This window comes from Curtobacterium flaccumfaciens (assembly GCF_013359815.1).
GTDB classification, from domain to species: Bacteria; Actinomycetota; Actinomycetes; order Actinomycetales; family Microbacteriaceae; genus Curtobacterium; species Curtobacterium flaccumfaciens.
Genome location: NZ_JABMCF010000041.1, coordinates 21,113 through 36,052, shown reverse-complemented (window position 1 = coordinate 36,052; position 14,940 = coordinate 21,113). Strand labels below are relative to the sequence as shown.

At 71.7% G+C, this 14,940-nt stretch carries 14 protein-coding genes; 7 read left to right on the top strand and 7 right to left on the bottom strand.

Translation table 11 applies throughout. The features are described from left to right. Positions 1 to 43: 43 nt before the first annotated feature. Positions 44 to 1,045 (top strand): ATP-binding cassette domain-containing protein, encoded by a 1,002-nt coding sequence (locus HP445_RS17100; RefSeq protein WP_128781248.1) that lies wholly within the window; start codon positions 44 to 46, stop codon positions 1,043 to 1,045. Then, complete coding sequence (locus HP445_RS17095; RefSeq protein WP_051596514.1) at positions 1,042 to 1,890, top strand: ABC transporter permease; 849 nt, start codon at positions 1,042 to 1,044, stop codon at positions 1,888 to 1,890. The genes HP445_RS17100 and HP445_RS17095 overlap by 4 nt, the downstream gene beginning before the upstream one ends. Here HP445_RS17095 and HP445_RS17090 read toward each other — a convergent pair whose 3' ends face one another. After that, positions 1,891 to 2,553: a LuxR C-terminal-related transcriptional regulator gene (locus HP445_RS17090; protein WP_110864486.1), complete on the bottom strand. Its 663-nt coding sequence runs from the start codon at positions 2,551 to 2,553 to the stop codon at positions 1,891 to 1,893. It lies immediately after the preceding gene. Beyond that, complete coding sequence (locus tag HP445_RS17085) at positions 2,550 to 3,785, bottom strand: ATP-binding protein (protein WP_128781249.1); 1,236 nt, start codon at positions 3,783 to 3,785, stop codon at positions 2,550 to 2,552. Before HP445_RS17085 ends, HP445_RS17090 begins: the two co-directional genes overlap by 4 nt. A gap of 114 nt (positions 3,786 to 3,899) precedes the next feature. On the opposite strand from HP445_RS17085, the gene HP445_RS17080 reads away from it, so the two are divergent. From HP445_RS17080 to HP445_RS17065, 4 genes are all read left to right on the top strand, one after another. Continuing rightward, on the top strand, positions 3,900 to 5,294 hold the full coding sequence (locus HP445_RS17080; RefSeq protein ID WP_164941237.1) for a PspC domain-containing protein: 1,395 nt from the start codon (positions 3,900 to 3,902) through the stop codon (positions 5,292 to 5,294). Positions 5,295 to 5,305: 11 nt separating this feature from the next. Further along, the gene (locus HP445_RS17075; RefSeq protein WP_111034024.1) at positions 5,306 to 5,584 is read left to right on the top strand and encodes a hypothetical protein; all 279 of its coding nucleotides are present in this window, start codon (positions 5,306 to 5,308) and stop codon (positions 5,582 to 5,584) included. Positions 5,585 to 5,738: 154 nt separating this feature from the next. Continuing rightward, positions 5,739 to 7,640, top strand: coding sequence for an APC family permease (locus tag HP445_RS17070; protein ID WP_217500037.1), 1,902 nt, complete (start codon positions 5,739 to 5,741; stop codon positions 7,638 to 7,640). After that, on the top strand, positions 7,637 to 8,644 hold the full coding sequence (locus HP445_RS17065) for a DMT family transporter (RefSeq protein WP_111034022.1): 1,008 nt from the start codon (positions 7,637 to 7,639) through the stop codon (positions 8,642 to 8,644). Before HP445_RS17070 ends, HP445_RS17065 begins: the two co-directional genes overlap by 4 nt. 27 nt (positions 8,645 to 8,671) lie before the next feature. On the opposite strand, the gene HP445_RS17060 is transcribed toward HP445_RS17065, so the two are convergent. Next, on the bottom strand, positions 8,672 to 10,354 hold the full coding sequence (locus HP445_RS17060; RefSeq protein WP_071405488.1) for a long-chain-fatty-acid--CoA ligase: 1,683 nt from the start codon (positions 10,352 to 10,354) through the stop codon (positions 8,672 to 8,674). A gap of 95 nt (positions 10,355 to 10,449) precedes the next feature. Here HP445_RS17060 and HP445_RS17055 point away from each other — a divergent pair, with 95 nt between their 5' ends. Next, entirely contained in the window at positions 10,450 to 11,376 is a 927-nt protein-coding gene (locus tag HP445_RS17055; protein ID WP_128781251.1) for an oxygenase MpaB family protein, read from the top strand. A gap of 82 nt (positions 11,377 to 11,458) precedes the next feature. Here HP445_RS17055 and HP445_RS17050 read toward each other — a convergent pair whose 3' ends face one another. The 4 genes from HP445_RS17050 to HP445_RS17035 all read right to left on the bottom strand — a co-directional run bounded on the left by HP445_RS17050 (position 11,459) and on the right by HP445_RS17035 (position 14,916). Further along, positions 11,459 to 12,448, bottom strand: coding sequence for an aldo/keto reductase (locus HP445_RS17050; RefSeq protein ID WP_128781252.1), 990 nt, complete (start codon positions 12,446 to 12,448; stop codon positions 11,459 to 11,461). Beyond that, complete coding sequence (locus HP445_RS17045; RefSeq protein ID WP_110864494.1) at positions 12,445 to 13,011, bottom strand: TIGR03086 family metal-binding protein; 567 nt, start codon at positions 13,009 to 13,011, stop codon at positions 12,445 to 12,447. Before HP445_RS17045 ends, HP445_RS17050 begins: the two co-directional genes overlap by 4 nt. 677 nt (positions 13,012 to 13,688) lie before the next feature. After that, on the bottom strand, positions 13,689 to 14,249 hold the full coding sequence (locus tag HP445_RS17040) for a YceI family protein (protein ID WP_128781253.1): 561 nt from the start codon (positions 14,247 to 14,249) through the stop codon (positions 13,689 to 13,691). 109 nt (positions 14,250 to 14,358) lie between these two features. After that, positions 14,359 to 14,916, bottom strand: coding sequence for a hypothetical protein (locus HP445_RS17035; RefSeq protein ID WP_128781254.1), 558 nt, complete (start codon positions 14,914 to 14,916; stop codon positions 14,359 to 14,361). Positions 14,917 to 14,940: the final 24 nt, after the last annotated feature.

Here is a 14,940-nt window from a genome sequence, read left to right as displayed (position 1 = left end):
CACCGGACCCCCGGGTACCCACCGTGTCCGACGAAGGAGCGACATGGCCATCATCGAAGCCTCCGGGCTGACCAAGACCTACAAGTCGAAGTCCGGGCCGGTGCACGCGCTGGCCGGGCTCGACCTGTCGGTGCCGCAGGGCACCGTGAAGGCGCTGCTCGGGCCGAACGGCGCGGGCAAGACCACGGTGGTGAAGGTGCTGACCACCCTCATCACGCCCGACTCGGGCACCGCGACGATCGACGGCATCGACGTGATCGCCGACCCGCAGGCCACCCGGCGGTCGATCGGGGTGTCCGGGCAGTACGCCGCGGTCGACGAGAACCTGACCGGGTTCGAGAACCTCGAGATGATCGGGCGGCTCTACCACCTGGGCCGCAGGACAGCGCGCGATCGTGCCCGGGAGCTCATCGACGTCTTCGACCTGTCCGAGGCGGGCGACCGTCCGGTGAAGGGCTTCTCCGGAGGCATGCGGCGACGCATCGACCTCGCCGGGGCGCTGGTGATGAACCCGCGCGTGCTGTTCCTCGACGAGCCGACGACGGGCCTCGACCCCCGCAGCCGGCTGGCGCTCTGGGGCATCATCGAGGACCTCGTAGCCGAGGGGGCAACGGTGCTCCTCACCACCCAGTACCTGGAAGAAGCCGACCGGCTCGCCGACGACATCGCTGTCATCGACGACGGCGCGGTCATCGCCGAGGGCACCGCGGACCAGCTCAAGGCGCAGGTCGGCGGGCACCGGGTGGTCGTGACCCTGGTCGACGAGGCCGACGGCGACGCGGCGACGACGGTGCTGCGCCGGTACGGGGTCGGCGAGGTCGAGACCTCGGGCGACGGCCGAACCCGTGCCATCGCGGTGGAGGCCGGTCCGGCAGCCCTGCAGCGCGTGCTCGCCGATCTGGGCGAGGCCGGCATCGAACTCCACGACGCCGGCATGCGACGTCCGACCCTCGACGACGTCTTCCTCCGCCTGACCGGACACGCCGCGACGGACGACGACGCCGACGAACCCGCGGCGACCAGGCAGAAGGAGACGGCACGATGACCACCACGTCCCTCGCGCCGGGCCGCCAGCTGCCCGTCGTCGTCACCTCGCCGCTCGCCGTCTGGGTCGAGGACGGCTGGACCGTCACCAAGCGGAACCTCATCAAGCTCAAGCGGTCGCCGGACATGCTCGTGTTCGCCGTGCTGCAGCCGATCATGTTCGTGCTGCTGTTCAGCCAGGTCTACGGCGGAGCCATCCAGGTGCAGGGGACCGACTACACGCAGTTCCTGATGGCGGGGATCTTCGCGCAGACCGTGGTGTTCGGTGCGACGTTCTCCGGGTCGGCGATGGCGCAGGACCTGAAGGAGGGGCTGATCGACCGGTTCCGCACGCTGCCGATGTCGGCGTCGGCGGTCCTGGTCGGGCGCACCAACTCCGACCTCGTCCTGAACTCGATCTCGATGGCGATCATGATGCTCACCGGGCTCGCGGTCGGGTGGCGGGTGAACTCGTCGCCGCTCGAGTTCCTGGCCGGCATCGCCCTGCTGCTGCTGTTCAGCTACGCGTTCAGCTGGGTGATGGCGCTGCTCGGCATGAGCGTCAAGACGCCCGAGGTCATCAACAACGCCTCGTTCATGATCCTGTTCCCGCTGACGTTCATCTCGAACGCGTTCGTGCCGAGCGACACCCTGCCGCTGGTGCTGCGCGTGTTCGCGGAGTGGAACCCGGTGTCGTCGCTCGTGCAGGCCGCGCGCGAACTGTTCGGCAACGTCGGGTCCGCCCCGGTTCCGGACATCTGGACGATGCAGCACCCCGTGCTGACCGTGCTGATCGGGATCGCCGTGATGCTCGTGGTGTTCGTGCCGTGGGCAGTGAACAAGTACACCAGGATCAGCGCGAAGTGATCAGAGCAGCTTGCGCTGCAGCGCCCACGCCGTCAGCTCGTGCCGGTTCGACAGCTGGAGCTTCCGCAGGACCTTGGACACGTGTGTCTCGACGGTCTTCACCGAGATGAACAGCTCCGTCGCGACCTCCTTGTAGGCGTACCCGCGCGCGATCAGCCGCATGACCTCCTGCTCGCGGGCGGACAGGCGGTCCAGCTCGGCGTCGTGCTGCGCCGTCTCGCCGCTGACCGCTCCGAACGCGTCGAGCACGAAGCCCGCCAGGCGCGGCGAGAACACCGCGTCCCCGTCCGCGACACGGGTCACGGCCTCGGCGACCTCGGCACTCGACGAGCTCTTCGTGATGTACCCGCGGGCACCGGCGCGGATGACCCGCACCACGTCGTCGGCGGCGTCCGACACGCTCAGCGCGAGGAACCGGGTGTCCGGGTTCTCCGGTGCGGACCGCGTGATGACCTCGGCACCGCCCCCGCCGGCGCCGCCCGGCAGGTGCACGTCGAGCAGGACGACGCGTGGGCGGGTGGCCGCGACGAGCGTCACGGCTTCGTCGACGGTCGCCGCCTCACCCACGACCTGGAGGCCCGGTGGCAGCCCGGCGCGCACGCCGGCTCGGAAGATGGAGTGGTCGTCGACGATCGCGACGGTCAACGGGGCGGGCTCGGTCATGCGTGCTCCTCGTCGTGCGCCGCGGGTGCGAGCGGCAGGGTCAGCCGGACCTCGGTGCCGGTGCGGCCCGGCCCCGGCGCGATGGTCGCGTGGCCGCCGAGGCGCTGCATCCGGCCGATGATCGACTCGCGGACGCCGTACCGACCCGCGGGCACCGTGTCGACGTCGAAGCCCGGGCCGCGGTCGCGGATGCTGAGCTCGACCCGGTCGCCGGCGGTCTCGGCGTACACGCTCACGGTCCCACCGGCGTGCCGGGCGGCGTTGAGCATCGCCTCGCGGGCGGCGGCGACGAGTCCGTCGGGCAGGTCGCTGCGGGCGGGTCCGACCGCGATGACCTCGATGCGGGCGGGGTACTCGGCCTCGATGTCCACGGCTGTGTCCCGCAGCTGCGCGCCGAGGTCGCGCGCCGGTTCCGCCCGCTCGGTGAAGAGCCAGGACCGGAGTTCGCGTTCCTGCGCCCGCGCCAGCCGTGCCGCGTCCGAACCCGGCTCGGCCTTCTGCTGGATGAGGGCGAGGGTCTGCAGCACCGAGTCGTGCAGGTGTGCCGCGAACTCGGCGCGCTCGAGGTCGCGGACGCGGGCGGCGCGTTCCTCGGCGAGGTCGCGGACGAGTCGGACCACCCACGGGGCGACCACGACGGCGACCCCGACCAGGACGGCCACCGCGGCGGTGAGCACGGTCCAGACGTTCGGGCGGCTGCTCGTCGTGAAGAACAGCAGGATGCCGAGGACGACGAGCACCAGGGCCCCGAGCGCCCGGACGACGAGGGCGGAGGACCCGGCCGTGCGGACGTTGCGGAGCGCGTCGAACTGCCGCCAGGCGAGTGCGGCGCCGGTGACGACCACGACGCCGGGGACGATGACCTCGAGGGGGACGGCCACCCCCATCCGCGCTGCGACCACCGCACCGGCGGCGGCGAGCAGGGCCACGCCGAGCAGGATCTCGACGACCGGGGCATGCCGGGCGGACGCGGTGGTCTCGTCCTGGTCGACGATGGCGGCCGGGGTCAGCACGGACTTGAGTGGTGCGCTGCCGGCGGCTGCCCCGACGGCCGCGCTCGGCACGGTCGCCCAGAGCCAGGCGTAGAGCAGCAGCCCGGCGCCACCGCAGACCACCAGGACCGCGGTGGCGAGCCGGACGGCCCCGACCGGCAATCCGGTGTGCGCCGCGAACCCGCTGCAGACCCCGCCGACGACCCTGGGGGTCGGGCGCGTCATCGTCGCGGTGGCCATGGGGCAATCCTGGCACCCGGACGGCCCCCGCAGCAGTGTTCGGGGCCGGGATCAGGGACCGGTCAGGGGGAACCCCGATGGTGTCGGCGCAGCACTGCCGGGATGCTGGTGGCCATGACCGATCACCAGCACGACTCCGCTCCTGGCACCGCCGCCGGCAGCGCCGACTCGACGACCCGGTTCTTCGACTGGGTCCGTGGCCTCGGCATCGCGCGCACTGACGACCGCTGGCTCGCCGGCGTGTGCGGTGCCGTCGCCCGCCGCACCGGGCTCGACCCGCTCGTGGTCCGCGGCGTGACGATCGTCGTCGCGCTGCTGGGCGGGCCGGTCTTCCTCGCCTACGCCGTCGGCTGGGCGCTGCTGCCCGACACCGCCGGACGCATCCACGTCGAGCGGATGATCCGCGGGGTCCGCGACCCGGCGCTCATCGCGATCGGCGCCTTCGTGGCGCTCACCTTCGTGCCCGCCGCCCGCGGCCTCTGGTGGCAGGGGGTCCCGGACGCCTGGGGGATGCCCGGCTGGCTCGAGGCGACCCTGGCCACCGCGTGGAGCATCGTGCTCGTCGGCGGGATCGTCTGGCTCATCGTGGTCCTGGCCCGACGCGGGGTGGACGGTGAGCGGACCGCGAGCACCGGCACCGGCACCGACCCGACCGCTGCCCCGCGGGGCGACTTCTGGACCAGCCCCGAGGAGCCGCACCCGGCCCGGAACGCGTGGACCGCGGACGCGACCGGCGCGACGGACGCGGGACGGGCCTCCTGGCAGTGGGGTGCACCCGCTAGCCCCGAGGACCGGCGACGGCAGCACGAGGAGCGGATGCGCGCCGAACGCGAGCGGGCGGCCGAACGGCGGGCCGAGCGGGTGGAGCGGCGACCCGGGGCGGCGTACGTCGCCGTGTCCCTCGGACTCGCACTCGTCGCCGGAGCCGGGGTCGCGTTCTGGGCGCAGCAGGCCGGGTGGTCCGTCCCGGTCCTCGGGATCGCCGCGGCGCTCGCGGTGCTGGCGATCGCGACGATCGTCGCCGGGATCCGCGGCCGCGACGACGACGTGCTCGGACTGTTCTCGACGGTCGCCGCGGTGGCCCTGGTGGTCACCGGGGTCCTGCCCGCCGGCACCCAGGTCTCGCTGATCGGTGGCACCACGTGGCAGGTCGAACGCGCCGCCTCGGGGACCGAACGGAACTTCGCGATGTTGGCCGGCGGTCCGACGCTGGACCTCCGCGAGCTCGAACCGTCGGCGGTCGGGGGCGACGTGAACCTCTGGCTGGGTGCCGGCGGGGCCGAGGTGCTGCTGCCGACCGACCTGCCGGTGCGGGTCGAGGTGAGCGGTGTCGGCTACGGCGTCGACACCGGCGGAGGCGACGACGACGGCACCGGTGGGGTGCTCCGGACCACCACGCTCGAGAACCGTGCGGCACGCACGGCCGATGCGGACGAGACGACGACGGTGCACCTGTGGATCCTCGGCGGCGGCGTCGAGGTGCCTCGGGCGATCACGGTCGGCGAGTGAGGAACGGGACGATGACGAACGACGGAACGACCAACGACGAGACGACTGCGCCGATGGCTCCACCGGCCACTCCCGACGAGCCCGTCCGGCGGCCCGCACGCCGTGGCGCACGGTTCGGCACGATCCTGTGGGGTGTCCTGATGCTCGTGTTCGCCGGGGCGATGGCCGTGAGTGCGCTGCCGATGTTCTCAGTGGACACCACGACCCTGCTGCTCGCCGCCTGCATCGCCGCCGGTGTGCTGCTGGTCGTGGCCGGGATCGTGGCGACACTGTCCCGCACACGGCGGTAGTGGGAGCGCCCCGTCCACAGGACCGTCCGGGTGTGCACGGGGGTCACCCGGACGGCTTAGCATCATCCACGTGACCGCGACAGACGCCGAGCGGGCCGCCCAGCGCGACGCCACCGAGCAGCCCCTCGACCGCAGCACCCGCCTGCGCCGGTGGATGCTGCACGGGGCCGACCAGGGAGCCTCCCACCAGGGCCCGCACCAGGTCGAGGTCGAGAAGACCCACCCGTGGTGGCGGGTCATGTGCCTGACCGGTGTCGACTACTTCTCCACCCTCGGGTACCAGCCCGCCATCGCCGCGCTCGCCGCGGGGCTGCTGTCGCCGATCGCGACGATCGTCCTCGTGCTCGTCACGCTGTTCGGGGCGCTGCCGGTCTACCGCCGGATCGCGCACGACAGCTTCCGGGGTGCCGGGTCGATCATGATGCTCGAGAAGCTCCTGCCGTGGTGGGCGGGCAAGCTGCTCGTGCTGGTGCTGCTCGGGTTCGCCGTGACGGACTTCATGATCACGATGACCCTGTCGGCGGCCGACGCCACGGCGCACATCGCCGAGAACCCCTACACGCCGCACTGGTTCACCGAGATCCCGGTGCCGCTCACGCTGGCGCTGCTGCTCCTGCTCGGCATCGTGTTCCTGCGCGGGTTCAAGGAGGCCATCGGCATCGCGGTCGGCCTCGTCGCGGTGTTCCTCGCCCTGAACGCCGTCGTCATCATCGTCGCCCTCTGGCACGTGTTCGAGAACCCGATGGTGGCGAGCGACTGGTGGTCCGGGCTGACGGCACAGCACAGCAACCCGCTCGTGATGGTCGGCATCGCCCTGATCGTGTTCCCGAAGCTCGCGCTCGGGCTCTCCGGGTTCGAGACCGGTGTCGCGGTGATGCCGCAGGTCCGCGGCGACGCCACCGACGACACCAGCGATCGACCCGAGGGCCGGATCCGCGGCACCAAGCGCCTGCTGACCGTCGCGGCGCTCATCATGAGCTCGTTCCTCATCACGTCGTCGATCGTGACGACGTTCCTCATCCCGCAGCGCGAGTTCCAGCCGGGCGGCGGTGCGAACGGGCGCGCCCTGGCGTACCTGGCGCACGAGTACATGGGCGGCGTGTTCGGGTCGATCTACGACTTCTCGACCGTCGCCATCCTGTGGTTCGCCGGCGCGAGCGCGATGGCGGGGCTCCTCAACCTGGTGCCGCGGTTCCTGCCGCGCTACGGCATGGCACCGCAGTGGGCGCGTGCGGTGCGTCCGCTCGTGATCATCTTCACGCTCATCGCGTTCGTCATCACGATCATCTTCCAGGCCGACGTCGACGCGCAGGGCGGCGCCTACGCCACCGGCGTGCTCGTGCTCATCACGAGCGCCGCGGTCGCGGTGACGCTGTCCGCGCGCCGCAAGCAGCAGCGCAAGCGCACCATCGCGTTCGGCGTGATCTCGGTCGTGTTCGTCTACACCACCGTCGCCAACGTCATCGAGCGGCCCGACGGCGTGCGGATCGCGGCGATCTTCATCATCGCGATCGTCGTGGTGTCGCTCATCTCGCGCGTGCGGCGTTCGTTCGAGCTCCGGGCATCGTCGATCGAGCTCGACGCGACCGCGCGGCAGTTCGTCGAGGCCGACGCCGACCAGTTCAGCTCCGTCTGCATCATCGCGAACGAACCCGGTGCCGGCACGGCCGAGGCGTACCGGGCGAAGGGGCGCGAGGAACGCCGCGACTCCGGCATCCCGGCCCGCGTGCCGACGATGTTCCTCGAGGTCCTGCCCGCCGACTCCTCCGACTTCGAAGAGGACCTGGTGGTCGAAGGCCACGTCATCCACGGGTTCCGCGTGCTCAAGGTCCGCTCCGGCAACGTCCCGAACACCATCGCGTCGACGCTCCTCGCCATCCGCGACCTCGCCGGGGTGGTGCCGAGCATCTACTTCGAGTGGAACGAGGGCAGCCCGATCCGGAACGCCCTGCGCTTCGTGTTCACCGGTGCCGGCGACGTCGCCCCCGTCACGCGCGAGGTCCTGCGCGAAGCGGAACCCGAAGTGAACCGACGGCCGAGCGTCCACGTCTCGTGAGCCACGGACCGGGCGCGGGGCGTGCCTCCAGGCCCGTCGGCGGCCTGGCGGCGATCGCGGTCGCCGCAGCGGTCTGGGGCACCACCGGGACCGCGACGCACTTCGCGCCCGGTGTGCCGGCGTTCGTGTTCGGTGCAGTCACCTTCGGGCTCGGCGGCCTCGTGCTCGCCGCGACCGCTGGTCGGGGCACGCTGCGTGCCGTCACGCAGCGCCGGACCCGCGGCTGGGCACTGCTCGGCGCCGCGTCGCTCGTGGTCTACGCGGTCGCGTTCTACGCGGCCCTCGCCGACGCCGGGGTCGCGCTCGGCACGACCCTGGCCATCGGCTCGTCGCCCGTCTTCGCCGGCCTGGTCGAGTGGGTCGCCGACCGGAGGCGCGTCACCCGGCGGTGGGTCGTCGCCACCCTGGTGAGCGTGGTCGGCATGGTCGTCGTCACCCTCGCGCGCTCCGAGCACGACGGTGGCGGGCGCTCACTCGCGGTCGGCGTCGGCAGCGCCCTGGTCGCCGGTCTGACGTACGCGCTGTACTCGTGGGCGGTGGCGCGGGGGATGCACGCTGCGACGAGCCGGATGCCGATCGCCGTCGGTCGCGCGGAGTCCGACAGCATGCCGGTCGGTGGGGACGTCGGGGTCGCGGCCGCACGGGCTGCCCGCGGGCCGAACGAACGCGGGCTCGTCGGCGCGGTGTTCGGGGTGGCCGCGGTGCCGCTCGTCGTGCTCGCCGTGGTGGCGGGCGGGCCGTTCCTGACCGACGCCGGCAACTGGCCGGTGTTCCTGTACCTGGCGCTGGTGCCGACGGTGATCGGGCACTCGCTGTACGCGCTCGGCCTCCGGACGGTGACGGCGTCGGTCGCGACGCTGCTGTCGCTGCTCGAGCCCGTCGTGGCCGCGGTGCTCGCGGTGTTCGTGGTGGGGGAGCGCCTGGGTGTCGGCGGATGGGCCGGCATCGTGCTGGTGGTCGCCGGGCTGTCCGTGCTGGCGCTGCCTGCGCGGCGCGCCCGCTGATCAGCGGCGCCGCCCGGCGCTCGCGCGTCAGCCGTCCAGGATCTGGTCCCGCACCTTCCGCCGCAGCACCTTGCCGATCATCGAGCGCGGCAGGTCCTCGACCACCACGACCCGGCGCGGCACCTTGTACGCCGCCAGGTGCTCGCGCGACCAGGCCCGGAGCGCAGCCGCGTCGAACGTCGAGGGGTCCTTCGGCACGACGGCCGCGACGACCTGCTCGTTGCCGCCCTGCGTGATGCCGACGACCGCGACCTCCTTGACGCTGGGGTGCTTGAGCAGGGTGTCCTCGACCTCGGACGGTGACACGTTGAAGCCGCCGGTGATGATGAGTTCCTTGAGGCGGTCGACGATCCGGACGTACCCGTCGGCGTCGATGGCCACGATGTCGCCGGTGCGGAACCAGCCGTCGGGCGTGAAGACCTCGTCGGTGGCCTCGGCCTTGCCCCAGTAGCCGCGGAACACCTGCGGTCCACGGACCTGCAGTTCGCCGGGCTCGTCGATCCCGAGCACCTTCGTGTCGTCGTCGGGGTCGACCACGCGCGCCTCGGTGGAGGACAGCGGCAGGCCGATCGACCCGAGTCGACGCTCGGGGGAGACCGGGTTGGCCATCAGGACCGGGGAGCACTCGGACAGGCCGTAGCCCTCGACCAGGTAGCCGTCGGTCCGGGCCTCCCACGGCTCGACGATGTCCTGCGACAGCGGCATGGCCCCGGAGATGCCGATCTCGATGCCCTTGAGCGACACCTTCGCCGAGTCGGCCGCGTGCTGCAGCCGGGCGTAGATCGGCGGCACGGCCGGCAGGAACGTCGGCGGGTGGCGCTTGATCGCCGTCAGGACGAGGGCGGGGTCGAACGCGGGGAAGAGCACGAGCCGCGAGGCCATGCTCATCGCGAAGGTCAGGCAGAGCGTCAGGCCGTAGGCGTGGAACATCGGCAGCACCGCGTACACGACGTTGTCGCCGCGGCGGATCTGCGGCACCCATGCCCGGGCCTGCGCGGCGTTCGCCAGCAGGTTCCGGTGGCTCAGCACCGCGCCCTTCGGTGTCCCGGTGGTGCCGGACGTGTACTGGATCAGCGCGACGTCGTCGGTGGCCGGCCGCGGGTGCCGCTTCGACAGCTTGCGGGTGTCGGCGAGGTCGTCCCACTTGACCGTGCCGCGGACCTTCGCCGTCAGCTTCGCGCGGGACTCGCGGGCCTTCGCGACCGGCAGCGCCAGGGCGAGCCGGGTGCTCCGGGGCATGGCGCGGGTGATGTCGACCGAGACGATCGCGTCGAGGTGCACGTCGGCCGGGAAGTCCTGCAGCGTCGCGACCGACTTGTCCCACGCGATGGCGACCTTGGCGCCGTGGTCCTCGAACTGGTGGCGGAGCTCCCGCGGCGTGTACAGCGGGTTGTGCTCGACCACGATCGCGCCGAGCCGCAGCACCGCGTAGAACGCGACGATGTGCTGCGGGCAGTTCGGCAGGACGATGGCGACGCGGTCACCCGCGCCCACGCCGAGCTTCCGCAGGCCGTTCGCCGCGCGGAGGATCTGCTCCTCGAGGTCGGCGTAGCTCGTGGTGCGCTTGAAGAACTCGAGGGCGACCTGCCTGGGGAACTTCCGGGCCGACTGCTCGACCAGGTCGTACAGGGAACCACTCTGTTCCTCGATGTCGTGCGGGACCCCCGGGGCGTACGAGGCAAGCCAGGGACGAGGCGTGTCGATGCTCACCCGACCCAACCTAGTGGGCCACCCCCGTGCACGCTGGGAGGGCCACTTTGCGCGATGCCACCCCCGCGCCCAGGTGACGGACGGAACATGACGACATGTCCACTGTCTCCGACGTCTTCCGATCCCGCCTCAACCGGACGTTCACGGGCGGTTCGACCGGCACGGAGGCCTGGATGGACGACCTGGAACACGGCACCGACGCGGGCTTCTTCGGTCCGGGCTCCGCCACGTGGGCGGTGCACGGCGGGAGCCACGGCATCGTCGCCGGCGTGCGGGCACTGCTCGTCCAGGCGCTGCACCCCGGCGCGCTCGCCGGTGTCGCTGACCACTCCCGGTACCGCGAGGACCCGTTCGGCCGTCTGGCCGGCACCAGCCGGTGGATCGCCACCGTCACGTACGGCGACCGCCAGACCGCCCGCAGCGGCAGCGACTGGGTGCTCCGGCTCCACGAGCGTGTCCGCGGGCAGTACGTCGACGCGCACGGCACCACCCGCCCCTACGCGGCGAACGACCCGGACCTGGCGCGCTGGGTGCACCTCGCCTTCACCGATGCGTTCCTCCGCGCCGCCCAGCGGTGGGGAGGCCCGATCCCCGGCGGCGCCGACGCCTACGTGCGCGAGTGGGCAGAGGCCGGGCGCCTCATGCGCATCGTCGACCCGCCCGAGTCCGAGGCGGAGCTCCGTGCCCAGATGAACGGGTACCTCGACCGCGGCGAACTCCTGGTCGACTCGCGCACCCGAGACGTCGTCCGGTTCATCAAGGACCCGCCGCTCTCCCGTCTGCTGCGACCCGGCTACCGCGCGGTGTTCCAGGGCGCCGTGTCCACGCTCGACCCGCGGCACCGGTCGCTCCTCGGCCTCCGTGCGCCGATCGTCGGCCCGGTGGAGCTGCCGGTGGTCCGCACCACGAAGCTCGTGCTCGACGGGATCGGTGCGGTGCTCGACGACCAGACCGGTTCCGAACGAGCCGCGCGGCGGCGCATCGCGCGCCTGCAGCGCGCCGACGGCAGCGTGGTCGCCTGAGCACGGCGGTCACCGTGACCACCTGACGGACGGGAGGCACGGTGCCAGCTGGCACCGTGCCTCCCGTCCGCTCGTGGGGGCGTCAGAAACCCGACGGCACCCGGGGCGTGTACGCGGACTCGAGTCGCGTGACCTCGTCGTCGGTGAGCGTCAGCGACGCTGCGGCCACCGCGTCGTCGATGTGGTGCTCCTTCGTCGCGCCGACGATGGGCGCGGAGACCGCGGGCTTGCCGGCGACCCAGGCCAGGGCGACCTGCGCCATCGGGACGCCGCGCTCGGTGGCGACGGCCTCGACCGCGTCGACGATCGCCCGGTTGGCGTCCTCGTCCTGCTTGTAGAGGGTCTTGCCGAACTCGTCGGTCTGCGCGCGCGAGCCCGAATCGGAGGCGTCCCAGGGGCGGGTGACGCGGCCGCGGGCGAGGGGGCTCCACGGGATCACGCCGACGCCGGTGTGCTCGCAGAAGGGGAGCATCTCGCGCTCCTCCTCGCGTTCGAGCAGGTTGTACTGGTCCTGCATGCTCACGAACTTCGTCCAGCCGTGGCGCTCGGCGGTGTGCTGCATCTCGGCGAACTGCCACGCCCACATGCTGCTCGCACCGATGTAGCGCGCCTTGCCGGCCTTGACGACGTCGTGGAGGGCCTCCATGGTCTCCTCGATCGGCGTCGCCGGGTCGAAGCGGTGGATCTGGTACAGGTCGACGTAGTCCGTGCCGAGCCGGGTCAGGGAGGCATCGATCTCGTGCATGATCGCCGCGCGGGACAGCCCGGCGCCGTTCCGGCCGGGACGCATCCGGTTGAAGACCTTCGTGAAGACCTGGACGTCCTCGCGCGGAGCCAGCTCGGCGAGGAGCGTGCCGGTGATCTCCTCGCTGCTGCCGTCGGAGTAGACGTTCGCGGTGTCGAAGGTCGTGATGCCGGCCTCGAACGCGCGGCGGACGAACGGGCGGGCGTCGTCGATGCCGACGCTCCAGGCGTGCGATCCCCGGTCCGGGTCGCCGTACGACATCATGCCGAGGACGACGCTGCTGATCTCGAGCCCCGAGTTGCCGAGGCGCTTCGTGTCGGTGGTCATGCCGTCACTCTGGCATCGCGGCCTGTGACCGCGAGCAGACGGACCTGGAGCGGGGAGTCCTCGGTGACGTCGACCGGGGGTGCGTACAGGCCGGTGGCGGCGAGGTCCTCGATCTGCGGCTCGAAGTACTCCCACACGGCGCGGACGAGCTCGTCGGGCAGGGACTCCTCGGTGCCGGTCGCCCGGGCGAGGTCCCACGTGTGGATCGTGATGTCGCTCGTCTGCTCGGTGAGGTACTGCGCGGCGGGCACCACGTCGGTGCTGAGGTGCACGGGGGTGTCCTGCGGGGCGTTCCGCCAGGCGTCGGTGGCCGCCGTGGCGAACCGGTGCCACTCGGCCACCAGGTCGTCGCCGATCGGCTCGAGGTCGGCCTGGGCCTGGGCGTAGTCGCACCCGGTCAGGAGCTTCGGGATCCAGCGCTGCTCGTCGACGACGTGGGCGACGAGGTCGCGGGTGGTCCACTCCGAGTCGGGGGTGGGGGCGTCCCAGTCGGCGACGGCGGCGACGCGGCGGCCGAACTCGGCTGCCGCGAGGGCCTGCATCGCGATCCAGTCGGTGGCCATGGTGGTGCTCCTGTTCGTCGTGCGGGCGTGCTCGTGGTTGGTGCTTCTCGTGCAACTCGGGGTCCGGCGTGCGGATTCCCCTCGGTGCCGTCCCACGTACCAACGTTACGCGGGGGCGGGGGCGGGGGCGGGGGCGGGGGCCGGGGCGGGGGCCGGGGCGGCGCCCCTGCGCTGCCCTTGCTCGGGCGCTCGGCTCCGTGTCCCGCGCGTCCTCGCGCCTCGTTCCGCGAGCGGGCGAAATGCCGCACTTCGTCCCCGTTGCGTCCCGGGCATTCCGCCCGCTCGGCCGCGCTCCCGATCTCGGCCGTGGTCGCTCGCCCGCCTCGCGCTCGGGTTCTTGCGCGAGCGGGCGAAATGTCCGGCGTGTTAAGGAGATCGGCGTGGTATTTCGCCCGCTCGTGGCGTGGATGTTTGCACGGGCTCGGGCTCGGGCACGGGCACGGGTGCCGGCGTGGGCGTGTTTGCGGGGGTCGGCGTCGACTTCGGCGCCGGCATCGTCGAGCGGGCGGAATGCCCGATGAGACAGGACGAAGGGCCGTGGTATTTCGCCCGCTCGTGGTCGGGGGAGCAGTGCGGGCAACGAAGAACGCCCCGACTCCGTGCGGAGTCGGGGCGTTCTTCTCGGGTTCGGGGAGTGCCGCTCGGTGCCCTCAGTCGGGCGTTGAGTCGGAGGTGGCTCAGGCCGCCTGGAGGACGAACTGGACGTCGAGGTTGATCGTGACGTCGTTGCCGAGCGTGAAGCCGCCGGCCTCGAGCGCCGCGTTCCAGTTCACACCGAACTCGGTGCGGTCGATCTTCGTGGTCGCCTCGGCACCGAACTTGACCTGGCCGTAGCCGTCCGTGGTGAAGCCGCCCAGCTCGGCCTTGAGGACGACCGGCTTGGTGACGCCGCGCAGGGTCAGGTCGCCCGCGATGTGCAGGTCGTCGCCCTTCGTCTCGATGCTCGTCGAGCGGAAGGTCAGCTGCGGGTGCTCCTCGGTGAGGAAGAAGTCGCTCGTCTTGAGGTGCTGGTCGCGCTGCTCCTGGCCGGTGTTGATCGACGCGACGTCGATGTTGGCCTCGACGGTCGACTCGAGCGGGTTCTCGGCGGTGACGACGGTGGCGTCGAACGTCTCGAACTTGCCCTTGACCTTGCTGATGGCGAGGTGGCGGACCGAGAAGGTGACCTCGGAGTGGGTCGGGTCGATCTTCCAGGTGCCGGTCTTGTAGCCGGGAACGGTGTCAGCGGTGAGCGTCATGGTGGTCCTTCTTCCGAACGAGAGTCTGCGGTGCGACGCGTTCCATGCGCCTGCATCGAGTTGATAATACGCCAGTGTGCACCGTTTTGGTTGAAGCGTCAACCATTGTTCACCCAAGTGTCGCAACCCGCGTGTCGTGGGCTCCTCTGGCGCCGACCTCGAGCAGCCGACGGATGCGGTCCACGAAACGGTCGACGCCGTGCGCGACATCGTCTGCTGTTGCTCTGACGAGCCACCAGTCGACGTCCTTGAGGTGTTCCCCGCGCGTCAGGTCCTTCCGGAAGGTGGCTGGATCGGTGCGGTGCAGATCGCTCTCGTACTCGATCGCGACCCTGGCCTCGGGGTAGGCGAGGTCCACACATGCGACCCACTGCCCGTCGACGACGACATCGTGGTTGAGTGCCGGTTCCGGGAGTCCGCGGCGGACGAGTGCCAGCCGTGTCCGGGTCTCTCCGGGTGACCGGGATCCCCTCCGGATCTCGTCGAGCGCGAGGCGGAGCTTCACGATCCCGCGGATGCCCCGTCGTCGTCGGACGGCCTGGGCGAGTTCGTCGAGCGTCGCCCAGCCGAGCCACCCCACGAGCGCATCGCCCGCGACGATGAGTTCGTCGAGCGTCAGCATCGAGCCCAGTGCGACGAACGTATCGGCCGGAGTGGTCAGCGGCACCCCTCGTGTGATCGTCGCGCGGAC